This window comes from Aeromonas sp. sia0103 (assembly GCF_963895295.1).
Taxonomy (GTDB): domain Bacteria; phylum Pseudomonadota; class Gammaproteobacteria; order Enterobacterales; family Aeromonadaceae; genus Aeromonas; species Aeromonas encheleia.
This window is the reverse complement of the sequence record NZ_CAWQKG010000033.1, coordinates 324,846-350,070: the sequence shown is the minus strand read 5'-3', so window position 1 is coordinate 350,070 and position 25,225 is coordinate 324,846. Positions and strand designations below refer to the sequence as shown.

The 25,225-nt window shown below is 65.2% G+C and carries 20 protein-coding genes; 7 read left to right on the top strand and 13 right to left on the bottom strand.

All coding sequences use genetic code 11. The features are described from left to right. Window positions 1-100 precede the first annotated feature (100 nt). Entirely contained in the window at window positions 101-739 is a 639-nt protein-coding gene (locus AACW18_RS12840) for an NAD(P)-dependent oxidoreductase (RefSeq protein ID WP_218388882.1), read from the bottom strand. Window positions 740-840: 101 nt separating this feature from the next. On the opposite strand from AACW18_RS12840, the gene AACW18_RS12835 reads away from it, so the two are divergent. The 4 genes from AACW18_RS12835 (at window position 841) to AACW18_RS12820 (ending at window position 6,160) form a co-directional block, all read left to right on the top strand. Then, on the top strand, window positions 841-1,749 hold the full coding sequence (locus tag AACW18_RS12835; protein ID WP_218329037.1) for a LysR family transcriptional regulator: 909 nt from the start codon (window positions 841-843) through the stop codon (window positions 1,747-1,749). A 193-nt stretch (window positions 1,750-1,942) separates the two neighbouring features. Next, window positions 1,943-2,851, top strand: a complete 909-nt coding sequence (locus AACW18_RS12830) for a helix-turn-helix domain-containing protein (protein WP_218388881.1) — start codon at window positions 1,943-1,945, stop codon at window positions 2,849-2,851. A gap of 280 nt (window positions 2,852-3,131) precedes the next feature. Then, window positions 3,132-5,276 (top strand): TonB-dependent siderophore receptor, encoded by a 2,145-nt coding sequence (locus AACW18_RS12825; RefSeq protein WP_218388880.1) that lies wholly within the window; start codon window positions 3,132-3,134, stop codon window positions 5,274-5,276. Window positions 5,277-5,317: 41 nt separating this feature from the next. Continuing rightward, window positions 5,318-6,160 (top strand): siderophore ferric iron reductase, encoded by an 843-nt coding sequence (locus tag AACW18_RS12820; protein WP_256351874.1) that lies wholly within the window; start codon window positions 5,318-5,320, stop codon window positions 6,158-6,160. 55 nt (window positions 6,161-6,215) lie between these two features. On the opposite strand, the gene AACW18_RS12815 is transcribed toward AACW18_RS12820, so the two are convergent. After that, on the bottom strand, window positions 6,216-7,124 hold the full coding sequence (locus tag AACW18_RS12815) for a LysR substrate-binding domain-containing protein (RefSeq protein WP_218291244.1): 909 nt from the start codon (window positions 7,122-7,124) through the stop codon (window positions 6,216-6,218). A 229-nt stretch (window positions 7,125-7,353) separates the two neighbouring features. Here AACW18_RS12815 and metE point away from each other — a divergent pair, with 229 nt between their 5' ends. Further along, window positions 7,354-9,633 (top strand): 5-methyltetrahydropteroyltriglutamate--homocysteine S-methyltransferase, encoded by a 2,280-nt coding sequence (gene metE, locus AACW18_RS12810; RefSeq protein ID WP_218388879.1) that lies wholly within the window; start codon window positions 7,354-7,356, stop codon window positions 9,631-9,633. Between the two features lie 253 nt (window positions 9,634-9,886). After that, a complete protein-coding gene (locus AACW18_RS12805) occupies window positions 9,887-11,014 on the top strand; it encodes an HPP family protein (RefSeq protein WP_218388878.1) in 1,128 nt (375 codons plus the stop codon). A gap of 36 nt (window positions 11,015-11,050) precedes the next feature. Here AACW18_RS12805 and AACW18_RS12800 read toward each other — a convergent pair whose 3' ends face one another. Continuing rightward, window positions 11,051-12,982 (bottom strand): amidohydrolase, encoded by a 1,932-nt coding sequence (locus AACW18_RS12800; RefSeq protein ID WP_218388877.1) that lies wholly within the window; start codon window positions 12,980-12,982, stop codon window positions 11,051-11,053. 168 nt (window positions 12,983-13,150) lie between these two features. Here AACW18_RS12800 and AACW18_RS12795 point away from each other — a divergent pair, with 168 nt between their 5' ends. Then, complete coding sequence (locus AACW18_RS12795) at window positions 13,151-13,828, top strand: TetR/AcrR family transcriptional regulator (protein ID WP_218388876.1); 678 nt, start codon at window positions 13,151-13,153, stop codon at window positions 13,826-13,828. A 90-nt stretch (window positions 13,829-13,918) separates the two neighbouring features. Here the strand turns inward: AACW18_RS12795 and AACW18_RS12790 are convergent, their stop codons facing one another. From AACW18_RS12790 to nrfA, 10 genes are all read right to left on the bottom strand, one after another. Then, window positions 13,919-15,172 (bottom strand): D-amino acid dehydrogenase, encoded by a 1,254-nt coding sequence (locus AACW18_RS12790; RefSeq protein ID WP_042652323.1) that lies wholly within the window; start codon window positions 15,170-15,172, stop codon window positions 13,919-13,921. Window positions 15,173-15,509: 337 nt separating this feature from the next. After that, window positions 15,510-16,430, bottom strand: coding sequence for a D-alanyl-D-alanine endopeptidase (gene pbpG, locus AACW18_RS12785; RefSeq protein ID WP_042652322.1), 921 nt, complete (start codon window positions 16,428-16,430; stop codon window positions 15,510-15,512). Between the two features lie 415 nt (window positions 16,431-16,845). Further along, entirely contained in the window at window positions 16,846-17,301 is a 456-nt protein-coding gene (locus AACW18_RS12780) for an NUDIX hydrolase (RefSeq protein WP_218388875.1), read from the bottom strand. A gap of 92 nt (window positions 17,302-17,393) precedes the next feature. Then, window positions 17,394-18,602, bottom strand: a complete 1,209-nt coding sequence (gene nrfF, locus AACW18_RS12775) for a heme lyase NrfEFG subunit NrfF (RefSeq protein WP_218388874.1) — start codon at window positions 18,600-18,602, stop codon at window positions 17,394-17,396. Beyond that, window positions 18,599-19,171 (bottom strand): DsbE family thiol:disulfide interchange protein, encoded by a 573-nt coding sequence (locus AACW18_RS12770; RefSeq protein WP_218329026.1) that lies wholly within the window; start codon window positions 19,169-19,171, stop codon window positions 18,599-18,601. The genes nrfF and AACW18_RS12770 overlap by 4 nt, the downstream gene beginning before the upstream one ends. Further along, entirely contained in the window at window positions 19,168-21,141 is a 1,974-nt protein-coding gene (nrfE, locus tag AACW18_RS12765; protein ID WP_218388873.1) for a heme lyase NrfEFG subunit NrfE, read from the bottom strand. The genes AACW18_RS12770 and nrfE overlap by 4 nt, the downstream gene beginning before the upstream one ends. A 145-nt stretch (window positions 21,142-21,286) precedes the next feature. After that, window positions 21,287-22,243, bottom strand: a complete 957-nt coding sequence (gene nrfD / locus AACW18_RS12760; RefSeq protein ID WP_218388872.1) for a cytochrome c nitrite reductase subunit NrfD — start codon at window positions 22,241-22,243, stop codon at window positions 21,287-21,289. After that, window positions 22,240-22,920 (bottom strand): 4Fe-4S dicluster domain-containing protein, encoded by a 681-nt coding sequence (locus tag AACW18_RS12755; protein ID WP_218388871.1) that lies wholly within the window; start codon window positions 22,918-22,920, stop codon window positions 22,240-22,242. The genes nrfD and AACW18_RS12755 overlap by 4 nt, the downstream gene beginning before the upstream one ends. Continuing rightward, a complete protein-coding gene (nrfB, locus tag AACW18_RS12750) occupies window positions 22,917-23,513 on the bottom strand; it encodes a cytochrome c nitrite reductase pentaheme subunit (RefSeq protein WP_042652316.1) in 597 nt (198 codons plus the stop codon). The genes AACW18_RS12755 and nrfB overlap by 4 nt, the downstream gene beginning before the upstream one ends. A gap of 50 nt (window positions 23,514-23,563) precedes the next feature. Continuing rightward, window positions 23,564-25,000, bottom strand: a complete 1,437-nt coding sequence (gene nrfA / locus AACW18_RS12745; RefSeq protein WP_218389005.1) for an ammonia-forming nitrite reductase cytochrome c552 subunit — start codon at window positions 24,998-25,000, stop codon at window positions 23,564-23,566. Window positions 25,001-25,225 lie beyond the last annotated feature (225 nt).

The window sequence follows — 25,225 nt, the reverse complement described above, 5'->3', positions numbered from 1 at the left end:
TGTGCGGGCAAGGTCGGGTGGGGGGCGTGGTGAGGCCGCTCTGCGGCAAGTGAGATAAAGGTGATCAGGGAGGTGTGGGTCTCCCTGATCATGGGTCTGATCAGTAGCCCAGGGTAAAGCGCTGGCGCAGGTGGGCCGGCTTCTCCACTTCGTCGAGGATCCCGTCCGCCAGATCCGCTACCGTGATCCCGGCAGGCTGCTCGCCGTTGAACAGCACCCGATCATCCCCGAGTCGATAGCCGCCGCGCTTCTCGCCGGGCTCGAGGAACACCGGCGGGGAGACGAAACGCCAGTCGAGGGCGGTTTCACGGCGCAGGGCGGTGAGACCGTCGCGGGCCGCCAGGGCGCCCTGCTTCCACTCGGCCGGGAAGTCCGGGGTATCCACTAGTTGCACCCCGGGGGCAACTTCCAGGCTGCCGGCGCCACCGACCACCAGCAGCCAGCTGTGGGCGGTCACGGCCGCCGCTATGATGGCCTTGGCTCCCTTGAGGTACTGATCATGGATGTCGGGTGCGGCCCAGCCCGGGTTGTAGGCGCTGATCACCCGGTCGTGCCCCTTGAGCACCTCGGCCAGTGCCTGCGGGTCCTGGGCATCCACGGCGACGGCGGTGACCAGCGGGTGGGGCTTGATCTTGCTGAGATCACGGACGATGGCGGTGACGCTGTGGCCACGGTTGATGGCGTCGTTGAGGATGGCTGTTCCGACGAAACCGCTGGCACCGATCAGGGCAATTTTCATGGGGGATTCTCCTTCACTGTTGGAATGAGCTCATCCTACGCCCCCGGATATGATTTAATAATCCATCATAAAATGCATTCACTTGTAAGCTGGATTTAATAATGGAACAGCTCAGACGCTACGCCATCTTCGCCGCCGTGGTGGAGGCGGGCAGCATGACGGGGGCCGCCAAGGCCCTCGGCATGACCCCCTCCGCCGTCAGCCAGCACATCAGTCAGCTGGAGAGCCTGCTCGGCCTCAGCCTGCTGCATCGCTCCACCCGTCGGCTCAACCTGACCGAGGCGGGGGAGGTGGTGTGGCAGGGATGCCAGTCCCTGCAGCAGACCCTGAACCAGACCGAGCTGCGGCTCTCGGAGGTGCGCGACAGCCTGCTCGGCGAGGTGCGTATCACAGCGCCGGTGGGGATGGCGGGCCAGCCGCTGGCCCGGGCCCTGTCGCCGCTGTTGCAGGCCCATCCCGGCCTCTGCATCCAGATCATCGCCGACGACGAGAAGCGGGATCTCATCAAGGATCGCATCGACGTGGCGCTGCGGGTCGGCAGCCTGTCCGACTCCAGCCTGGTGGCGCGCAGACTGGGGCAGACCCGCATGCTGCTGTGCGCCTCGCCCGCCTATCTGGCGCGCAAGGGCAGCCCGCGCAGCCCGGCGGATCTGCTGGCCCACGACTGGCTGGCGGCGGAGATGCAGAGCGGGGGGCTGACCCTGTTCGATGAGAAGGGGCAGGGGCACAGGGTCAAGCCCAAGCCGCGGGTGCTGTGCAACAACGTCTTGCCGCTGCGCCAGTTCACCCTGGCGGGGCAGGGGGTGTCGCTGCAACCCGAGGGGGAGATCGCCGAGGATCTGGCCCTTGGCCGCCTGCTGGAGCTGCTGCCCGGCTACCGGGTGGCGCCGATGGAGATCCACGCCATCACCCCCCAGCGGGAGATCCCGGAGAAGGTGCGGCGGGTGATCGATGCCCTGCGCAGCCACTTCGCCGAGGGGCAGGGCACCGCCTCATCCCGCCCGCTATGAGTCTGCGGGATAGAGCAGGGAGCGCACTGCGGCTGGGGACGGCTATCGCCCTGAACGACCAAGTCCGTGGGGGGCGGCAGAGCCCCTTCATGGCTGGCCGTGTCGGCAGAAGGCTTGCCGCCGGCACCACGGCCATGTTTAATGGGCCCACCTGGACAGCCACTGCCCGTGCCGGCAGAGATCCGAACCCATCATGACATCCGCTCACCCCGTTTTGCCGGGCTCTGTGCCCCTGGCCCGCTCCCACTTCACCCGCATCGAGCGGGTGCTCGACTACATCCACGGGCATCTGGATGAGCCGCTGTCGCTGGAGCAGCTGGCCGAGCAGAGCTGCTGGTCCCGCTGGCAGCTGCAGCGGGTGTTCCTGCACGAGACCGGGCTGACGGTGGCCCACTATGTGCGCGAGCTCAAGCTGAGCCTGGCGGCTGAGGCCCTGCTCTCGAGTCGGCAGCGGGTGCTGGATCTGGCGCTGATCTACGGCTTCGGCTCCGAGGTGAGCTTCAGCCGCGCCTTCAAGCAGCAGTTTGGCTGCTCGCCGCTGGCCTACCGCAAGCGCGGCGTGCGGCTGGGGCTGCGCACTCCCCTGGTGCGGGCACCCATGCCGCTCGCGAGCATGCCCAGACTGGTACAGGTGCGGGTCGAGAGCCGGCCTGGCTTCACCCTGCAGGGGATCAAGGGGCAGATCCGCGGCCTGTTCGCCGACGAGCCCGATTTTCAGCAGACGGTGCCCGCCATCTGGCGTGCCGTGCGGGAGGCCAGCGGTCTGCCCGCCGCCAGCGACTGGCTCGGGGTGGTGGATGTGTCGGGGGCGGGGGCGTCGCTGCCTTACTGGGCGGGGGTGGCGGTCGAGGAGGGGACGACCTTGCCGGCGGGGCTGGCCCGTCTGACGGTGCCGCCCCAGGAGTATGCGGTGCTCAGCCACGTGGGTCCCATAGCGCGGCTGGCGGAGACCCTCAACTGGTTCATCCTGCACTGGCTGCCCGCCTCCTGTTACCGGGGGCTGGATGGCTTCGAGCTGGAGCGCTACGACCCCCATTTCGATGGCCAGCAGGCCGATGCCCGCATGGAGTACTGGCTGCCCATCGCCCCCTGCCAGGATTGAGTCCTGGCACCCCCATTAGCTACATCCACTCGGGGCATAGGCACGCCGCCGCACCGTTGATAACAAACCCAATAAACGCCAGCCCTCAGAAAAGATAGCCATTTGAATTCATAGCCCTTTCTCATCGACGCAACATGTTGTCGACTGAGACTGTTCTCGTCCGTTTTTCCCCTCTCTGCCTGCCAACATGCCCCAAATTGTTAATTCAGGGGCAAAATAGAACAATAAAATGCAAATGAGATTTGTTACTATTCACATGCAGTAGGCAGTCGAGGATCAGATGCAACTTGTTCACCCCCCATTGACCGTGGTCGCCGCGACCATTTCCGCCCTGTTGGCAGGCTCAGCACTGGCCGCCGCCCCCCTGGAGTCCCAGGAGGGCGCGGTCGACGAGACCCTGATCGTGCTGGGTCAGACCTATCGCAACACCGCGACCAAGACCCAGCTCGACCCCATCGAGACGCCCCAGGCCATCTCGGTGGTGGACAGCGAGACCCTGGAGCAGCGGGGCGTCAGTTCGGTGAGCGAGGCGCTGCGCTACGTGCCGGGGGTCAACACCGAGCTGCGCGGTGGGGCGGTCAACCGGCTGGATCTGTTCAACATCCGCGGCTTTGACAACTACCAGAATTTCTATGACGGCCTGCTGCTGCAGTACAACGAGTGGAACCTGCAACCCCAGATAGATCCGGTGGCCATCGAGCAGCTGGAGGTGTTCAAGGGGCCGACCTCGGTGCTGTACGGCAGTATGCCGCCCGGCGGCATGGTCAACCTGATCGCCAAGCGCCCGCAGCGGGAAGCCAAGCACAGCGTCAGCCTGGCCACGGGGACCGGCACCCTCAAGGAGATGAGCCTCGACAGCACCGGCGCCATCAATGAGCAGCTCGCCTACCGCGTGGTGGGGCTGGCCCGCCAGAAGGAGGGACAGGCGGTGACCTCGGAAGAGGAGCGCTACGTGTTTGCGCCCTCCCTGGACTGGCAGCTCGGCGAGCGCACCCTGCTCAACCTGAACCTCTACTACCAGAAAGACCCGGAGGCGGGTATCTATACCACGGTGCCGGCCAGCGGCTCGGTCAAGAGCAACCCCCTGGGGCAGCTGGGCAGCGATACCTTCCTCGGCGACGAGAACTGGAATGAGTACAACCGGGACGTGACCCTGCTCGGCTACAAGCTGAGCCACGACTTCAGCGACAACTGGCAGGTGCTGCAAAACGCCCGCTACATGGACGCCTCCGCCTATCAGCGCAACACCTACAACGCGCCGCTGGCGGCGGACAACCGCACCCTGGCCCGCAACGCCTACCTGACGGATGAAGACTCGAGAGGCTTCGTCATCGACAACCAGCTGGCGGGCAAGCTGCAGACCGGCGCGGCCCAGCACAACCTGTTGCTCGGGCTCGACTACCAGTATCTGGATGCGCACATCCTCTACCAGGACACGCTCGACTACTCGGCGCCCCCCATCGATATCTTCAACCCGAACCACGACCAGATAGTGCCGGACTCCCTGAGCTTCCCTTATCAGGATAAAAAGACTATTCGCCAGTCCCAGACCGGCGTCTATCTGCAGGATCAGGTGCGTCTGGACCGGCTGGTGGCCATCGGCGGCGCCCGTTATGACAGCTATCGGATGGACACCGACAGCGACACCCTCTACCAGGGCGCCGCCAGCCAGTCCCTCGCCCGGATCGATCAGGACAATCTCTCCTTCCGCCTCGGCGCCCTCTACGAGCTCGATTACGGCTTCTCGCCCTACGTCAGCTATGCCGAGAGCTTCGAGCCGGTGCCGGGGGCGGACAAGAGCGGCAAGGCCTTCGACCCCTCCACCGGTCAGCAGTGGGAGGGGGGGCTCAAGTTCCTCTCCGAGGATATGAGCAAGACCTTCACCGTGGCCGCCTTCCACATCACCAAGGAGAACGCCCTGGTGACGGATCCGGACAACATCTACGGGCCCAAGCTGCAGACCGGCGAGATCGTCTCCAAGGGGATCGAGCTGGAGGGGCGGGCCGATCTCACCAATAACCTGGATCTGGCGCTGAGCTATACCCGCCAGGACATGGAGATCACCAGGGACACCACAGACTTGCAGGGCAAGACCCCGGTCTGGGTACCCAAGCAGATGGCGTCGCTCTGGAGCAACTACCAGGCGGGCGGCAGCCTGCAGGGGATGCGCATCGGCGCCGGCCTGCGCTACGTGGGGGAGGCCCAGCTCGATGCCGCCAACACCGACACAGTGCCGGATTATGTGCTGATGGACATGTCCGCCTCCTATGATCTCGCCGCCCTCAGCGCGAGCCTGAAGGGGGTAGGGGCCTCCCTCAGCGCTAGCAACCTGTTCAACAAGACCTACTACTCCTGCTACGACCAGAACAACTGCTGGTTCGGCGCCGAGCGTAACGTGGAGGCTCGACTCAAATACGTATTCTAAGCCTTCGCCCCGGCCAGACGCCGGGGCCCTCTCATCACGGGATGCCGGCGCGTGGCGGCTCCTCTGGCAGCACGCCGCCGGGGTTCGGCGGTCTGACCGCCCATCGACAGGCCCGTTACCAGGCGGAGCACGATGCCCTGTTCGCCGCCGCCGTGCAGCTCATTCCCTCCCTCAAGGGGCGGCTGGTGGCCGGGGAGATGCCGCTGTTGGCGATGGCGGGTGCCGACATGGCCCCCGGCGCGGTGACGCTGGCGCTGCACGATCACTGGCGGCTGGCACACCCGGAGGCAGGCCCTGCCTACTGGCTGACCCGCAGCTGGGGCATGCTCTGCTGGCAGTCCATCTATCTGGCCATGGTCGCCGTCTATCGGGTCGGCGCCGTGCCCGCCCTGGATCGGATGGGGCTGGGCTATGGCGCAGGGCTGGTGTCGGGTTTCAGTCTGCCACTGGAGCCCATGATCAGGGGCGAGCGGGAGGTGCTGATCGAGGCGGCGGGCAGGCGGCTGCGCCGTCATTGGCAGGCGTTGTTCGAGGCGATGGCCAGCGGGCAGCGACTGAGGCCCGGCTTCGTGCGTCCGCTCTTGGCGGACGATCTGCTGGCGGCCCTGGTGCGGGTGCCGGATTTCTTCGACGAGGTGAGCCGCGAACAGGTCGCGGCCCATGCGCCGCTCTGGCTGGCCGCCTGCGGCCTGCCGGCCGAGCATCTGGCGGGTTGGCGCCTGGCGGCGGATCCGGCCGGTGGGGCGAGCGCCGCTCCCGGCTATGTGCGCCAGCGCTGCTGCCTGCACCACAAGCGCAGCGACGGCAGCCTGTGCGACAACTGCCCAAGGCAGCAGGATCCTCAGGCCCGCTGTGGCGATGGGGTGGCGCACGCGCAGGAATAAAGGATTGAACGGTTGAGCGGGCCGCCCTTGGGCGGCCTTTGCTTTATGTCCTGAGTCAGGCGCCCATCTTGCTGCGAATGCGCTCGAACAGGCTCTGCAGGCAGGCCTGATCCTTGTCGGCGGCGCGCACGGCCCCATACATATGGCGGCGTACCCCCTGGCCCAGCGGGCGGGCCTCCAGCAGCCCCTGACGCACGAACTCCTCGCTGGCCCAGCGCGGCAGGGCGGCGACCCCCAGCCCGGCGGCGGCCATCTGCAGCATGACGGAGGTGTTGTCCACCGGCTTGCAGCGGGCGGGCTCCACCCCGGCCGGCTGCAGGAAGCGGCTGAACACGTCCATGCGGCTGCGCTCCACCGGGTAGACCAACAGCACCTCCTGCCGCAGATCGGTCGGCACTATCTGCGTCTGATGGCAGAGGGGGTGATCGGGGGCCATCACCAGGGTGAGATCGAAGGCGAACAGCGGCTCGAAGTGCAGATCCCCGCGCGCCTGCACGTCCGAGGTGAGCAGCAAGTCGAGCTGGCCGCCGAGCAGGGCATTGATCGCATCGAAACCGGGCACCGACTCTACCTCCAGCGCCACGCCGGGCCACTGGCGGCGAAAATCGGGCAACAGCGGCAGCAGCCACTGGATGCAGCTGTGGCAATCGAGCGCCAGGTGCAGCCGGCCCGCATCGCCGCTGTGCAGGGCCTGCAGCTGGCGCTCGGTCTGGGCCAGGGCGGGCAGTACCTGACGGGCCAGGCCCAGCAGTTGCTGGCCCGCCGCCGTCAGCACCAGCGGCCGGCTCTTGCGCAGGAACAGCTCCAGGTTGAGGCGGGTCTCCAGCTCTTTCAGCTGGTGGGAGAGGGCGGACTGGGTGAGGTTGAGAACGAGCGCCGCGCCCGCCAGGGATCCCTGCTCGGCCAGTGCGGTGATCGTCTTCAAGTGTTTGATATCGATAGTCGAATTACCGGGCACTGCCATGCATGACTCCTTGTTGCAGCGGTTGCAGATCCTCTCTCAGCTCCGTCGCAGGTTCCCTTCTCTATCGGGCTAAGATGGGCTTGAGCGTCAGTTGAGGATTTCTTGAGGGCCAGTTGAAGAGGATTCAATAGCCAGGGCCACCTTATCTCGCCATTCTAGATGTGTAAACATCTGGATGGCTAAATCATCCAGTTTCCCATCAGATGAATGAGCATAAGGAATTGGACCTATGACCCGAGCACATACCCTGGGCTTCCCCCGTGTCGGCGCCAAGCGCGAGCTGAAATTTGCCCTCGAATCCTACTGGCGTGGCGAAACCAGCCAGGCGGAACTCATCGCCACCGGCAAGAGCCTGCGTGAGCGCCACTGGCAGGCACAGCAGCAAGCCGGGGTCAACCTGCTGCCGGTGGGGGATTTCGCCTGGTACGATCAGGTGCTCGGCACCAGCCTGCTGGTGGACGCCATCCCCGAGCGTCATCGCCATGGCGACACCAACCTCGATACCCTGTTCCGGGTGGCCCGTGGCCGCGCCCCCACAGGCCCCACCGCCGCCGCCGCCGAGATGACCAAGTGGTTCAACACCAACTATCACTATCTGGTGCCCGAGTTCAGCCGGGATCAGCGCTTCAAGCTGGGCTGGAGCCAGCTGTTTGACGAGGTGAACGAGGCCAAGGCGCTGGGGCTGCCGGTCAAGGCCGTGCTGCTGGGGCCCGTCTCCTATCTGTGGCTCGGCAAGGAGAAAGAGAGCGGCTTTTCCCGCCTCGAGCTGCTGGACCGCCTGCTGATCGTCTATCAGGAGATCCTGGCCAAACTCGCCGCCCAGGGGGTGGAGTGGGTGCAGATCGACGAGCCGGCGCTGGCGCTGGATCTACCGGACGAGTGGCGCCTGGCCTATATCAACGCTTATGAGCGCCTCGCCGGCCCCTGCAAGCTGCTGCTCACCACTTACTTTGGCTCCGTGGCCCATCAGCGCGACATCATCACCAGCCTGAAGGTGGATGGCCTGCACCTGGATCTGGTGGCTGCCCCCGAGCAGCTGGAGACGCTCGTCCCGCACTTGCCGGCCCAGTGGGTCCTCTCCGCCGGGGTGATCAACGGCCGCAACGTCTGGCGTGCCAACCTGGCCAAGCTGGCGCCGACGCTCAAAGCATTGAAAGCCAAGCTCGGCGAGCGGCTCTGGGTCGCCTCTTCCTGCTCCCTGCTGCACAGCCCGGTGGACTTGACCCTGGAGCATGAGCTGGACGCCCAGACCCGCAGCTGGTTCGCCTTCGCCCTGCAGAAGTGCTACGAGCTGGGCCTGCTGGCGGCTTATTTGGACAGCAAAGAGTTGGATGGCGGCGATCTGACCAATATTGCGGCTTACAGCCAACCCATCGTCGATCGGGAGTCCGACAACAGGGTGCACAAGAAGGCGGTGCAGTCGCGCCTGGCCAGCCTTACCAACAGCGACTTCGACCGCCAAAGCGCCTATCCGCTGCGGGCCGAGGCTCAGCGAGCGGATCTCAAGCTGCCGCTGCTGCCCACCACCACCATAGGCTCCTTCCCGCAGACCTCGGAGATCCGGGTGCTGCGCCAGGATTGGCGGGCCGGTCGCATCGACGACCAGGCCTACGAGACGGGCATCCAGGCCCAGATCAAGGATGCCATCCTGCGCCAGGAAGCCATAGGGTTGGACGTGCTGGTGCACGGCGAGGCCGAGCGCAACGACATGGTGGAGTATTTCGGCGAGCTGCTGGACGGCTTTGCCATCACCCGCTTCGGCTGGGTGCAGAGCTACGGCTCGCGCTGTGTCAAGCCGCCGGTGATCACCCGTGACATCGACCGCCCGACCCCCATGACGCTGGCATGGACCCAGTACGCCCAGAGCCTGACCGACAAGCCGGTCAAGGGCATGCTGACCGGCCCCGTGACCATCCTCTGCTGGTCCTTCCCGCGGGAAGACGTGAGCCGCGAGCAGTCCGCCCTGCAGATTGGGCTGGCCATTCGCGACGAGGTGGCGGATCTCGAAGCCGCCGGCATCAAGATCATCCAGATCGACGAGCCGGCCATCCGTGAGGGGCTGCCCCTGCGCAAGCAGGATCATCAGGCCTACCTGGACTGGGCGGTGCGCGCCTTCCGCCTGAGCGCCAGCCCTGTGGTGGACAGCACCCAGATCCACACCCACATGTGTTACAGCGACTTCAACCTCATCATAGAGGCGGTGGCGGCGCTGGATGCGGATGTGATCACCATAGAGACCAGCCGTAGCCAGATGCAGCTGCTCGAGGCGTTCGAGCGCTTCAACTACCCCAACGAGATCGGGCCAGGTGTCTACGACATCCACTCACCGAACGTGCCGAGCCAGGGCTGGATCGAAGACTTGATCCGCAAGGCGGCCAGACAGATCCCGGCCGACCGGCTCTGGGTCAACCCGGACTGCGGCCTCAAGACTCGCGGCTGGGAAGAGACGGAGGCGGCGCTGAAAGTCATGGTCGATGCCACCAGGGCGCTGCGCACCGAGCTGGCCTGAGTCGGCAGGCGCCGGGGAGCATAGGCGCCAGCACCAGAGCCGATGGGATAAACGAGGGAGGGAAGGCCAAGGCCTTCCCTCTTTTTTGATCCTAAGGCGCAGAGGCGAGGGGCCGAGACGAGGAGGCCAGCATGTGGGGCAGGGCGGGCTTTGCAGCCTTCATGCAATGCCGCGCACGACGGGCTGGCCTTTTGCCACGGCTTCTCGCTAAAATTGCGCATTTTAAATAGATGTTATCGACGGCGGGAGCAGGATGCAGTTCAGGGATTTTTTTCCGGTATCGACCAATACCGGCCTCAAAGAGTGTGGTTACGGCGCCCTTGGCGCCTTCCTCGGGTTGCTCGGCACCGGCTGGCTATGTCAGTGGGCGCTGGGGATAGATGCCCACTGGCTGATCGCCCCCATGGGCGCCTCCGCCGTGTTGCTGTTCGCCGCCCCGGCCAGCCCGCTGGCCCAGCCCTGGTCCATCGTCGTGGGCAACGGAGTCTCGGCGTTGATGGGGGTGGTGAGTGCCAGCCTGATCCCGGATCCGGCGCTCGCCGCGGCGCTGGCGGTGATGCTGGCCATCGCGGCCATGTTCCTCACCCGCAGCCTGCATCCCCCCGGCGGGGCCGTGGCGCTGACCGCCGTCATCGGTGGTGAGGGGATCCGCCAGCTCGGGCTGGGTTATGTGCTGTTGCCTGTGCTGATCAACTCGGTGCTGCTGCTGGGCCTGGGGCTGCTCTACAACCGCCTGCTGGGGCGCCGTTACCCCAATGGCGGCAAGGCGGCCCCCAACCGCCACCAGACGGCGGATCCCGAGCCGAGCGCCCGGCTGGCGACCCAGGCCACGGACATCGACTTCGCCCTGGAGAAGCACGGCGAGCTGCTCGACATCAGCCGCCAGGATCTGCAGGAGCTGCTGCAGGAGGCGCAACTGCACGCCCTGCGCGAGCGGGTGGGCACGGTACGCTGTCAGGATGTGATGTCGCGGGATCTCATCGTCACCTCGCCGGAGGCGTCGGCCATGGCGGCATGGGAACTGCTTTCCCGGCACAGGGTCAAGGCGCTGCCGGTGGTCGATGAGGCGCAGCAGCTGGTCGGCATCCTCACCCTGCACGATCTCATGATCGACCGGGAGCGACAGCTGCCGAGGGCGGCCGCCTGCTTCGAGCAACATAGGGTGGGGGATCTGATGACCCGGGAGGTGCGCACGGCCCGGCGCTATCAGCCGCTCTACGATCTGGTGGCGGCCTTCTCCGATGGCGGGCTGCACCACATGCCGGTGATGGACGGGGAACGCTTGGTGGGGATCCTGACCCAGTCGGACATGGTGGCCGCCCTCTTTACCCTGGCCCTGCAGCCCGGCTTGGTCGATGAGGCCGCCTCCTCCGGCACATAAGCAACGGGCCCCTCGCGGGGCCCGTTTCGTTTTGGGTCACTGGGTGCCGTAGACCGTCTCCCCCTGGAACACCGTCCGCTCGACTTGAGTTTCTGCAATCTGCTCCGGCGTCCCGGCGTTGACCAGGGCGAACAGATCCCGATCGAGCACGATGAAGTCCGCCGACTTGCCCACCTCGATGGAGCCGGTGATGTCCCCCTGGCGAACCGCCTTGGCGCCGTTGATGGTGTAGGCGGCCAGCATCTCGGAGAGGGAGATGCGCTGGTTGGCACGATAGTCATCCTTGCCATCCGCCGCCTTCATGATGCCGGCGGCCATGTTCTCGAAGGGGCGGGGATCCCGGCTGTCCACCGGTGCGTCGCTGCCCGCCACCAGCACGGCGCCGGCCTTGCGGGTGCTCTCGACCGGATAGAGGGCCTCATGCAGATAGCCAAGGGGATCGTAGATCGCCTCGCTCAAGCTTTGTCCCACCTTGGTCGGCTGGATGAAGGGGCTGACCAGCATGTCGTAGGCGAGCTGGGGCGTGGTCCAGGCGTAGGTGAAGGTGAGATAGAGCCCGAGATCGCCAAGGCGCTTCTGATCGTCGGGATGAACCACCTGCAAGTGAGCCAGGGTGTGGGGAATGCCGTGATCGCCGTTGCTGGCGCGGGCCGCCTCGAGTGCATCCAGCGCCATCCGGGTGCTGCGATCGCCGATGCTGTGCATGTGGATGCTGAAGCCCGCCTCGTCGAGGGCGCCGACGTAGCGCTTCAGATCCGCATCCCTGTAGTTGACGATGCCGTTGCTGCCGGCGTCCTCGCTGTCGGCGGTGATGGTGACCTCGGCACTGTCGGGATCCATGGCCAGATGGGGACGGTGGTAATTCTCCAGCATGCCGGCATTGGGCAGGAAGACGGGGTCCGTGAAGGGATCCCCTTCGATCACGCCATCGAGGAAGATCTTGACCGCGTCGGCCTTGATCAGCGGATCCTCGGCGAAGCTCTCCCTGACTTCTTTGGCCTTGGCCAGGTGGCCGGCGAGATCGAGCTTGCCGCTGAAATCATCGTCGTGGAAGCAGGTGGCTGCGGTGACGCGCATGTGCAGCAGATCCTGCGCCTCCATGTTGAGCAGTCGCTGGCGGATGAAGTCGGAGGAGCAGGCATCCTGTACCCCGGTGATGCCGCGAGAGGCCATCAGCTCGGAGATGGCGGGCAGGATCTTGTCGTATTGGGCGGCGGCCTGATCGCCGCTGGCGCTCAGCACACCGCTGTCGGGCACCGGAATGGCGCTGCGGGCCGCGTCCCGGATCACCCCGCTGGTCAGGTCCACATAGGGAATGAACTCAGCGAACACGCCGCCCGGCGCCAGGGTGGTGGTGTTGAGGCCGACGACATTGCCATCCTTGTCCTGGGCCAACGCCAGCGCCCGGGAGTTGTAGGCACCGGCGTGGCCGTCGACCCCGGCCAGCATCACCGGATTGTCCGGCGCCATGGCATCCAGGGTCGCCAGCAGGGTGGCATAGCTCGGGGTCGGGGTGTTGCCATCGTAGGGGGACCACTGATTGATCACCAGCCAGTCACCGGGTTTCGGTGCATAACGGGGCAGGCACTCCTTGACCTTGGCGGCCAGCTGGTCCAGATCGATGCTCTGGCCGTCGAGATCGCACATGTCCAGTGCCACGGTGCCGAGCAGGTGGATATGGTTGTCGTGCAGGCCCGGCAGCACCATCTTGCCGTTCAGATCCACCACCTTGGTGGCGCTGGTCTTGAGGGCCTCGGCCCCCTCGCGGGAGCCCACGTAAGTAAACTTGCCGTCGCTGACCACCATGGCCTCGGCCTGGCTGCGCTGCCCGTCCTGGGTGTGGATCTTGCCGTTGAGATAGAGGGTATTTTCCTGCGGGGGCTCACTGCTGTCCTGCTGGCAGCCGAGCAGGCCGCCCACCAACATGGCGGCGACACTCAGCCTGAATCTGGTCTGTTTGCTATCCATTGCATGCTCTCCTTTAGTTAATTGCAGTTTTTACTGCATATATGAGCACTTATGTTTATTGCAGCTATTCTGAAAAATGCCAGTAATTACTGCACTTTTTTTTGACTTGTGTTTAGCTTGTCTCATCATGTAGTTATGACAACCAGTCGCCATGGAGTAGGGAAGCCAATGCCGGATCATTCATTGCCGAGCGCGCTGTGCATGCGGCGCCAACCTAGGCAGCAACGTAGCCAGGAGGTCGTGACTCGCATCGAGCAGGCCACCCTGGCACTCTTGCAGGAGCAGGGGTTTGCGGCCCTCAACACCAATGCCATCGCCGCCCGCGCCGGGGTGGGCATCAAGTCGCTCTATCACCTGTTCCCGAACAAGGAGGCCATCATCTGCCGGCTCGCCATGGACTGGCTGGCGGCGGTGTGTCAGGCGCAGGAGGAGATCCGGCAGCAGGCCCATAGCTGGCCGCAGACCCTGCAACTGCTGGATCAGGCGCTGGACGCGCTGGACAGCCGCTTCGTCGGTTATGGCGCGCTCTGGCAGGCGATGGATCTGATCCCGGCTCTGCACGAGGTTGAGCAGGAGCACGAGCGGGGTCAGATTGCGTTCTGGTCCGAGCGGCTGCGTCATTTCGGTTGCCGCTGGCCCGATCCCGAACTGGAGGTGCTGGTGCGCTACTTCTACCGGACGGCGGACGTGGTGAAGCAGTACGCCAAGGAGCAGGGAGCGCTGGGGCAGCGGGTCTGGCTGCTGCATCGCGGCTGGAGTGAGCGGCTGGTGGCGGCGGCTATCGAGGAGCCCGATCCCGAGCGGGTCTGGCAGTCGCTGCCCGGGCTGACGGCGAGGGGAGCTTGAAGGAGCAGAATGGGCGGGATGACAAGAGGGAGTGCCAGGCACTCCCTCTTGCATAAGGCGTCATGGCCTCTGTGGGGGGCCGCCAGGGGCTCAGCCATAGCGTGCCAGGGTCAGCCCCTCGTCACTGATGGCGGGCACCTTGCCCCCGATGAGATCCGCCAGCAGCTGACCCGAGCCCGCCGCCATGGTCCAGCCCAGGGTGCCGTGGCCGGTGTTGAGCCAGAGCCCTGGTATGGGGCTGGGGCCCACCAGCGGGGTGCCGTCCGGCGTCATGGGGCGCAGCCCGGTCCAGAATTCGGCCCGGGCGAGATCGCCACCGTCGGGGAAGAGATCCCTGACCACCATGGCCAGGGTGTCGTGGCGCTTGGGATTGAGCGCCAGGTTGAAGCCGCTGAGCTCGGCCATGCCGCCGACCCGGATCCGCTCATCGAAGCGGGTGATGGCGACCTTGTAGGTTTCGTCCAGCACTGTGCTGCGCGGCGCCGCCTCGGCATCGATCATCGGCAGGGTGAGGGAGTAGCCCTTGACCGGGTAGACGGGCAGCGCTATCCCGAGCGGGCGCAACAAGCCGGTGCCGTAGCTGCCGAGGGCGCAGACGATGGCATCGGCCTGCCAGCGTCGCTCACCGGCCCGCACCGCCACGGCCCGACCCGCCGCCAGCTCGACCTCGTCGATGGCGCAGTTGAAGACAAACTCCACACCCAACCGTTGCGCCTCGGCCGCCAGTGCCTGGGTGAAGCGGAAGCAGTCGCCGGTCTCATCGCCGGGCAGCCGCAGACCGCCGACTATCTTGCCGCGCACCCGGGCCAGGGCCGGCTCGGCCCCTTCGCAGCCGTCGGCATCGAGCGCCTGATAGGGGACGCCGTACTCTTCCAGCACGGCGATGTCCCGCTTGCTGGCCTCCAGCTGCGCCGCGCTGCGAAACAGCTGCAGGGTGCCGAGCTGGCGCCCCTCATAGTCCAGCGCCAGCTCATCGCGCAGTTGCTTCATGCAGTCACGACTGTACTCGGCGAGGCGCACCATGCGCCCCTTGTTGGTGGCATAGGCCGCCGGGGTGCAGTTGGCGAACATCTTCAGCATCCAGCTGAGCTGGAAGGGATCCGAGGTGGGCCTGACCGTGAAGGGGGCATGCTTCTGCAGCAGCCATTTCGCCGCCTTGAGCGGGATGCCGGGCGCCGCCCAGGGGGAGGCGTAGCCGGGGGAGATCTGGCCCGCATTGGCATGGCTGGTTTCGAGCGCAACCCCGCTTTGTCGCTCCAGCAGGGTCACCTGATGACCCGCCCTGGCCAGATACCAGGCGCTGGTCACCCCAATCACCCCGCCACCCAATACGACAATCTTCATCACATCATCCTTTGTGCATGTTGAATCCTGCTGCAACCTCGCCGACTGCGAGCCGAGATCGCCGGTTGCCTATCACGTTATCATCGGCAGCGGGATCGGCAAATCCGATGGCTTGAAAATGTGATTTATCACCGCCTTAACATTCAACGCTAGTGTTTCATCATGGCTGTTCATGTTTCGTTGATGTTTGATGCTGAGGAAAAACGGGGGAGAGGCATGCCGAGATCGGCCAATGCAGGCGACCCCGCCGGGCGCCGGCTGAGGGCGACCGCCTGGCGAGCCGATAACAAAACACCGCAGGCGGATGGCCTGCGGTGTTGGCGGGGAGTCTGAGGGCTTAGGGCGCCGAGAAGAGCTTGGTCTGCGGCGTGGATTGGGCGGTCAGGGTCATGCGGCCAGAAGTCTCCAGCCAGGTCTTGATCCGCTTGGCATCGGCGACCCGCTCGGCTGTGGTATCTGCGTGCAGCAGCACCATGATCACGGGTTCGTTGCTGACGGTGGTGCCCATCACCAGGCAACGGCCCGCCTCGCGGATATAGCCGGTCTTGGAGACCAGAATGGGCCAGTTGCCCTCCCGCACCAGCCGGTTGGAGTTGTGGTATTGCATCTGGCGTTTGCCGTTGCGCACCAGCCTGTGTTCGGTGGAGGTGTACTGGCGGATCAGCGGGTAGCTGGAGGCGGTGGCCGCCAGCTTGGCGAGATCGTGGGCGCTGGAGACGTTGCGCGGATTGAGCCCCGTGCTGTCGGCGAAGTGGGTGTCCCACATGCCGAGCATGCGGGCCTTGGCGTTCATCGCCTCGACAAAGGCGCGGCGGCCACCCGGGTAGTGCCTCGCCAGGGCCGAGGCGGCGCGGTTCTCCGACGACATCAGGGCGATGTGCAGCATGTCGGCACGGCTCAGGCGCGAACCGATGGCCAGGCGCGAGCCGGTGCCCTTGATCCTGTCCACATCGTCCATGGTGACCGTGATGGGGTCGGCGAGGCGTTGATTGCCGTCCAGCACCACCAGCGCCGTCATCAGCTTGGTGATGGAGGCGATCGGCATTACCCGGTCGGCGTTGCGCTCGGCCAGGATCTCGCCGGTGCGGGAGTTGGCAACCACGAACGCATCCGAACTCAATGAGAGGTTGTTGCGTGTCTGGATCAGGCTGTTGGTGGAGGAGGAGGTCGCAGAAAATGGATTGGCATGGGCGCTTTCCATGCTGACGGGAAGCAGGAAGGCACCGAGCAGCACAGGAAGAAAAGGGCGAAGGTTCATGATTGGGCTCTACTACGACTCACAGGGATATTTGGCTAAGTTATATGACGGGAACTGACGCTTCACAATGCCAAAAGTTCCCTTTTTTCATTTTTATGGGGTGGCGCGTCTTGAAATAAGCCGCCTGGCGACTACGGCGCCATCCCATTCGGCAATACAGGGCCATGGATGGGTCTGATGACCCCGGGTTTTCACCGCCATGGCGGTGCACTATATGCCTGTTATGGCCATCCGTTACCACTCTTTTTACGCCCCCTGTCGCCTTATCCCCAGCCAGGTCCCTGAATGTCATCCGGGATTGAAAAACCATGACCAGAGGACATGCCAACTGTCCTAGGATGGAGGCATCTCCTTGCTTCTATGATATGGGGCTAGAGATGCCGCACAGGGCAGACATGACCGCCGGCACTCGGGGTTATGGGTCTATGTTGACCTTCATCAGCGCCGAGGGGCGGCTGGCCACGAAGCAGTGCCAGACGTGGTCATAGAGCGCCTTCTGGCCGGGAAAGCTTACCAGCGTCTTGGCCTCGGTCAGGGTGCACCAGCGATACTCGGTGTGCTCGTCGTTGAGCCGCACCTGCTGGTTGGGTGGGCAATAGACCACGAAGACCGGCACCACCATCACAGTATTCGAGGCCGCCTCGTAAAACTGCTCCAGATATTGGCCGTTATACAGCTCGGAGACCGCGATACCAGTCTCCTCGCCAAATTCGCGCACTATGGTCTGCCAGCCGGTTTCCCCCGCCTCGACCGTACCCGCCACATGGCACCAGAAGCCGCCCTTGACCCTGTTCATCAGCAGCATCTTGGTCTGGCCATCGATTTCAGATAGCGCCACACCGGCAACGGCGTGACAGCGAATGGGGATCATGTGGGCACCTTGGGGTTGCTCAACCAGGGTGTGCATTATGGATTTGATCGATGTGCTTGCGCCATCTTCTGCATCCGCATCTCCCAATTCGATTATCCCCCCATGATGCGGGCGGTCTGGATGGCCTGAATAAGGGCGGCCCGGTTGATACGGGGGCGCTCGCCATCAAGCAGCCGCTGCCACAGGGCGATGGCGTCGCCGTAGCGGCCGTGCAGGAAGTGATCGGAGGCGAGCAGCATCAGGGCGCTCACTTCGCCGCTGTCGAGGGCGAGCGAGGCATCGAGCAGGCGGCTGGCCTCCGGGGTGAGCCGCTGGCCCGCCTGGTAGTAGCGCACCGTGGCCTGGGCGGCCAGGGTGGCGGCGCTGGCGCCCTCTTCCAGCAGGGCGAGCCGCTGATAGGCGAGCCAGGCGTCCTCGTATTCGTCCCGATAAAGGTAGAGCTGACCTAGCTCGGCCCAGCCATCGAGATCCCGGGGGTTGTCTTGCAGCCGCCGGTGCAGGGCGCCGAGCTCCTTGTCCTGCAAGTCGCGGGGGCTCAGCCCCGCCAGGGAATCGGGGCGCGACTGATAGGCCTGCCAGGCCTGATAGCGGCCTGTGCTGGCATAGAAACCGATGACCAGCGCCAGCAGCACCATGCCCAGCAGCAGCCAGGGCAGGGGCCTGAGGGGGCCCGAGTCTGCGAGTCTGGCCCGCAAGGCTTGCTCGGCAGCTGGGGTGGCATTGGCGAGCCGCGCCTGCTCCAGCTCCCGATGGAGGCGCGAGTGCGGGGCCAGTCCGGCCTGCTGCTCCACCATGATCAGCCGATTGAGCTCGGCCCTGGGATCCTGGGCGGGAGCCCCCTGCGGCTGATAACCGAGCAAGGGTGCCCGCGCCTGGTGCCTGCGCCGCAGGCTACGGCGCAGGAGCAGCAGCGCCAGCAGCAACAGCAGCAGCGGGCCGGCCCAGAGCAGCGCCGTGCCGGCCTTGAGGGGGGGATCGTAGCGCACGAAGTCGCCGAAGCGGGCCGTCATGCGGGCGATCACCTGCTCGTCGCTCTGCCCCTCGTCCACCCAGCGGTAGACCTCGAGCCGCAGATCCCGGGCGATGGGGGAGTTGGACTCCACCAGGTTCTGGTTCTGGCACTGGGGGCAGCGCAGGGCGCGGGCCAGCTCCTGGGCGCGGCTCTGCAATTCGGGGTGGCGGAATTGATAGGTATCGACCCCGCTGGCCAGGGCCGTCAGGCTGATGCCAAGGAGCAGGGCAGTCAGAGAGAGGGGGCCCAGCCAGGCGCCGAGGAAGCGGGGGATGGCGCCGCGTCTCATGGGGTAGCCTCCGCTGGGTTGGTCCGGCGTTGAGCCCCGGTGCGGGCCTTGGCCTGGGCTTGAGCCAACAGCGGTACAAACTGGCGCTGCCAGATCTCCCAGGTCAGCTCGCCGGTGTGACGGCTGAGCAGGGTGCCGTCCGCATCGAATAGATAGGTCTCAGGGGTGCCATAGACGCCGAGCTCCAGCGCCAACTTGCCGTCCGGATCCGCCAGCACGGCGTTATAGGGGTTGCCTGCCGCCTTCAGCCAGGTACGGGCCGCGTCCCCCTTGTCTCTGTAGTTGAGGCCATAGAGCGGCACTGTGCCCACCAGCTCGGCCAGCAGCGGGTGTTCGGCGCGGCAGTTGGGGCACCAGCTGGCCCAGACGTTGAGCACGAAGGGTTCCCCCTTGAGGGCCTGGGTGTGGATGGGATCACCGCCAAACAGATCCGCGCTCTGCCAGTCGGGCAGGCGGCGGCCCAGGGTCGCCTCGTCCTGGCCGTAGGGATCGTTGCCCAGCCCGAGCCAGAGCAGGGTGCCGAGGCCCAGGGTCAGCAGCAGAGGGATAAAGAGGCGTAGCCGGCTCATTGTGCCTCCTCGGGTTGGCGGGTTTGGCCCGGCGAGATATTGCATGCCTGGCTGGCGGAGGGACATTGGGCCACGAGCAACGGGCGGCGACCCAGCAAACGCAGGGCGCCGCCCGCCATCATCAGCAGGCCCCCCAGCCAGATCCAGCGCACCAGCGGCTTGTGGTGCAGGCGCATGGCATAAGCGTCCGGTCCCATCTTCTCCCCCAGCACCACGTAGAGATCGCCAAACAGGCCCCAGGCGATGCCGGGCTCGTTCATGTTCATGGTGCGCACGCTGTAGTGGCGCCGCTCCGGCTGCAGCCGGGCCACCTCCTTGCCCTCCTGGTGCACGCTGAGGGTGATGCGCTCGGCGGTGTAGTTGGGGCCGAGCAGCGGCTCGCTCCCCTCATAACGAAACTCATAGGCACCGAGCGAGTAAGGGCTGCCCGGCTTGAGCACTGTGCCCCCCTCCTGGCTGTGGTGGCTCACCTGATTGATGCCGAGGGCGCACACCGCCACCCCGAGGTGGGCCAGCAGGCTCCCCAGCCGGACGGCACTCAGGGCGCCCGACTTGAAAGGGAAGTTGAGCAGCAGGCTCGCCAGCAGCCAGAGGCTGACCACATTGGCGGCGAGGCCAGTCCAGCTGAGCGCTCCCTGCTCGCGATAACCGAGGCTGAGCAGGCCGCCCCCCAGCATGCCCAGCAGCAGTGGCAACAAGGTCTTGATGGGGGTGCTGGCCTTCAGTCCCTGCCAGCGCAGGCGCGGGATCTGGGTCATCAGCGCCATCAGCACCAGCGCCAGCGGCACGAAGATGGCATTGAAATAGGGGGCGCCCACCGAGAGCGAGCCCAGGTGCAGCGACTTGAACACCATGGGGTAGAAGGTGCCGAGCAGCACGCTGGCACAGGCCACGCAGAGCAGCAGGACGGCGGCGCCGAGCAGCCCCTCCTTTGACCAGAAACCGAAGCGGGCGTAGGGGGCACGGGTATCGGCCCGCAGCGCAAACAGGGTGAGCGCCGTGGTGAGTAGCAGGCCGAGCAACAGCAGCAGGGTCAGGCCGCGGTTGGGATCCACCGCGAAGGCATGCACCGAGGTGAGCACCCCGGAGCGCACCACGAAGGTGCCGAGCAGGCTCAGGGAGAAGGTGAAGATGGAGAGCAGCAGCACGCCGTGGCCGTAGGCGCCGCGTTTCTCGCAGACCACGAGGGCATGCAGCAGGGCGGTGCCGAGCAGCCAGGGCAGCAGGGAGGCATTCTCCACCGGATCCCAGAACCACCAGCCGCCCCAGCCGAGCTCGTAATAGGCCCACCAGGAGCCAAGCACTATGCCGGCGGTGAGAAACACCCAGGAGCCGAGTGCCCAGGGGCGGCTCCAGTGGGCGACGGCGCCATCCAGCCGGCCCGAGTGCAGCGCCGCCATGGCGAAGGCGAAGTTGACCGCGAAACCCACGTAACCGAGGTAGAGCAGGGGCGGATGCACGATGAGGCCGATGTCCTGCAGCATGGGATTGAGATCGCGTCCCTCCAGCGGCCCCGGGAACTGCCGATCGAACGGGCTGGAGAAGGCGAGGGTGTATAGGCCGAACAGCCCGACGATGAGCCCCATGATGGCCAGCACCCGCACGCTGATCAGCGGATCAACCCGCGTCGAGCAGAGCGCCACCAAGGCGCCCCAAAGCGCCAGCGCAAACACGAAGAACAGCATGGAGCCCTCGTGGCCGCCCCACACGGCCGCGAGCTTGAAGCCCATGGGCAGGGCGCTGTTGGCGTGCTGGGCCACATACACCAGGGTGAAGTCGTTTTGACCAAAACCGATGGCGAGCAGCCCCAGCGCCGCCCCGAGCAGGGCGGCATTGAGCAGCGCCAGCGGTTTGGCGCAGCCGAGCAGCGGGCGCGAGGCGAGCCTCAGCCCCAGCCAGGGCAGGGTGCCTTGCACCAGAGACAGCGCCGTCGCCAATAACAGTGAGAGATAGCCCAGCTCGGCCAGCACACAACCTCCAACATCCAGAATCCAATCAGGTCATGCCGCATCCGCCGTCTGAGGTGACAGAGGCTGTGGCATGACCAGAAACCGCGGGGCTTCAACAATGAACAAGCGCCAGCCGCCCGGGGCGACTGGCGCTTGTGGTTTTTCCTTATACCACCGTCATCTGGCCGGCATAGAGCACGAAGTAGCGCAACAGCAAAACGCCGAGCAGGGTCAGGCTGCAGACCAGTACCAGGTGGCCGCGCCTCTCCCGCAATGGGGCCGGGGTGAGCAGGCCGAGCAACTGGGGCAACAGCATGCCGATGCCGACCACCCCGACCCAGAACACCTGGGACCAGAAGCCGCCGCCGATGGCGGCCCACATGGCCACCTCCTTCTGACCACCGCCAAAATAGAGGCCGGTGAAGAAGCAGATCAGCAGCAGTATCTCCACCGCCAGCAGCGGGCGCTCGAAGCGATGCACGAAGTGCACCCCCGCACTGTGGTGATCCTCTTTAAAGAGCGTTACCGCCAGCAGGATGGTGGCGGCTATCCCCGAGCCGATGCCGGACACCAGGAACAGCACCGGCAACACAGGGTTGTTCAGCAGCGGATAGGTTTTGAGGGCGGAGAGCAGGAAGCCGGTATAGGCACCGAGCAGCACCGCCAGCAGCAACAGCAGCGGTGCCAGCAACCGCTCGACCCGGGCCAGCAGGCCTATCAGACCGTCCACGAAGGCGAACTTCTGCTTGAACAAGCGCCCGCGCAACGCCTCGATCTCGGCCCTGAACACCACCCCTAGCCAGGCGAACAGCACCGCCATGTAGAGCTGGAACAGCATGACCCCCATCGACATCACGGAGTCGAACTGGTAGTGGAACATCAGCTTCCAGAAGGTCCAGGGGCGGGCCAGGTGGAAGATGAGGATCAACAGCCCCAGCATCACGCACAGCGGCGCCAACAGGGCGGTCGCCTTGATGATGCCGCTCTCGCTGCCGGCCCCTTTCCTGCGCAGCAGCACCGAGAGGCTGGTGGCCCCGGCGGAGATACCGAGCAGGAACAGGTAGATGGCGATTGGCCAGTCCCATACCAGCGAGGGGAAGTGAAATGCGGCTTGCATTGTCATGACTTGATCTCCCCTTTGGGCACGCGGTACATCTTGGGCGAAGTGCCGAGCGCCTGCTTGTAGCGATAGGTGGTCTCCTTCACCAGCCGTTTTGCAATCGGGCTGTCGGGATCATCCAGATTGCCGAACACCAGCGCCCTGGTGGGACAGGAGGCCACGCAGGCGGGCTCCTTGCCCTGGGCCAGGTTGGTCTTGCGGCAGAAGTCGCACTTGTCGGCGACCCGGGTCACCGGGTTGATGAAGCGCACCTGATAGGGGCAGGCCGCCAGGCAATACATGCAGCCGACGCAGAGATCCGGGTTCACGTCGACGATGCCGTCCTCCACACGAATGTGGGAGGCGCCGGTCGGACAGACGTGCACGCAGGGGGCGTTGTCACAGTGCTGGCAGGACTTGCGAAAGAAGTGGTAGTCGGCGTCGGGAAACTCGCCGACGGGGCCGGTGCGGAGGATCTCGAGGCGCGAGACCCCCTGTGGCACCTGGTTCACCTCCCGGCAGGCATCCATGCAGGCGGTGCAGCCGATGCAGGCCGTCTCGTCGTGCAGCATGCCGTAACGCACCCCGTCTATGGTCTGGCTGTGGGCGAGGGTGCCGGCGTTGGCGCGAGCAGGGCCCGTCATCATGATCAGCGCACCCGCTCCCATGCCAGCCATAAACTGACGGCGAGAGCAGCTCATGGTGCCTCCTTGCCCGCATTGACCTGCAGGCCGGCCGCCTTGGCTTCATGCTGCTTGCTGTGGCAGTCGACGCAGAGCTTGATGCGGGATTTTTCCGGGATGCCCACCATGGGCTCCTTGGCCGGGTGCAGAGCATGACAGCTGGTGCAGCTGAGCTTGCTGGCGTGCACATCGTGGGCCCAGAGCGCCTCGCGCAGCGGTTTGGGCTCGTGGCAGCTCATGCAGACCCCGTTCTGCTCCGCGATGGGATAGCCATTGTCACCTTGCTTCTCATTGAAGCTGTCGCTGAAGCGCATCACATCCTTGACCCCTTCCCGGTGCTGGGGGGAGGGGTTGCCGTGACAGTTGGTGCAGGTCACAGGCGCCAGGTTGTTGGGGTTGGTCGCCTGGCCATGCTTGCCGTGCATGCCCTCCTGCTGCTCCTTGTGGCAGTCGGTGCAGGCCTTGTCGGGGTTGCGCAAGAACTCCACTTCATGTGTCTGGGGCAGTGCGGCCGGGGCGGCGGCGCTGTCCGCGGCCTGGCCCTGCAGGCTGGTGAGCAGCATGGCTGCCATCAGCATCAATCGTAAGAAATCCATCGTTAAATCACCCATAGGAAGCCTCCATCCAGCTGCGGGCCCGGCTTGCGGGCCCGCAGGCCTCGTTACTGTGCGAGCCGTCCGGCCGCCTTGGCCTCGGCTTCCCAGGCAGGGACTGTGGTCTTGAGGAACTGGGCCTTGTCGGCATTCATCTGCTTCATGTCCATGCCGAGGGCGGCCTGGGCCTTCTCCTTGGTGGAGATGTCAGGAATGGCGATCTCGTGGCTGATCCCCTTGGCGGCCAGCAGACGGGCCAGCTTGGTGCGGGCATCGGCGGCCTTGTCCAGGGCGGTGCCCAGCATGCGCAGCGCCACTTCCGGGGCGTGCATCTGCACCCCGTGGGAGGCGATGGAGAAGTCCCAGCGCCATTGGGCGTGACGGATGTCCTGCAGGATGTCCTTCATCTCGGCCTCGGTGGCGCCGGCATCCCAGGCCGCCTTGGCCTCGAAGTGGGCATGCACCAGCTGCTTCTCGACCTTGAGCTTGATCTCGGTCACCGCATCCTTGCGCTGCTTGACGACCCCTTGCAGCATCTCCTTGCTCTGGGTGTGGCAGTTGCGGCAGGTCTGCTCGAAGCGATCGAAGGGGTTACCCACCTTGTGATCCGTGTAGACCTTGCCCTGCTCGTTCTGCACCTTGGGCATGTGGCAGTCGACGCAGGCGACGTTGTTCTGGCCGTGGATGCCGGCGCGCCAGGTCTCGTATTCGGGGTGTTGTGCCTTGAGCATGGGGGTCTTGGAGAGGGCATGGACCCAGTCGGAGAAACCGATCTCGTCGTAGTACTCTTCCATCTGCTCGACCGTGGTGCCCTTGTCCCAGGGGAATTTCACCGCCTTGGTGGGGCCGTTGAAGTAGTACTCCACGTGGCACTGGCCGCACACCTGGGACTGCTGATCGAAGCGACCCTGCTGCTTGAACGGCTTGTCGATGGCGGTCATGGCTCTGTCGGCATAGGGACGGGAGAGGTGCAGGGCGGGTTTGCCCTCCTTGAACTCCTTCGAGGCGGTGTCATGGCAGTCGGCGCAGCCGATGGTGTTGACGATCTCGGGGCCACCCTTGGCCCACATCCCCTTGAAGTAGCCATCCTCGCCCTTCTCATCGATGACGCGGGCGACGTCCGGTCCCTTGCAGCTCCAGCACGCCATGGGCAGGGGGCCATCCTCGGCGGTCTTGGGGGCACCGGTGCGCAGGCTTTCCCGCACGTCGGTCAGGGCGTAGAAGTGACCGCGCGGCTTGTTGTAATCCTTGGAGAAGGGGTAGCCGGCCCAGAGCACCACCATCTGGGGATCCTCGGCCAGGGCGTCGGTGCGCTCCCGGCTCTCGCTGGTCGACTCCCAGCTGTTGAACTGATCGGCGTGATCCTTGGCAAACAGCTCGCTGCGAGCCTCGATCTTGCCCTTGGCCTCATCGGCCTGTGCCCAACTGCCGGTGCTCAGCAGGGTGGTCAGTAGCAGGGCGGCGAGGCCCGGCCTGAATAGCTTGTTGTGTGAACCCACGGACATCACTCCCAGATAAATATCATTGCCGGACCTGACCGTTCCATCTTGTTGCGTGGACATCTGTGCTCATCGGCGATGGGCATGGCAGGTCGATTAATTGTTATTGATGCATAAACAATGCTTTTTATACGATTACTCGAGGGGGATGATACCAAATGGGTAATATGGATGATGATTAATCACCGGCGCCTTTGCGCTAGATCAATTGCCGATGCAGGCAAATGCCAG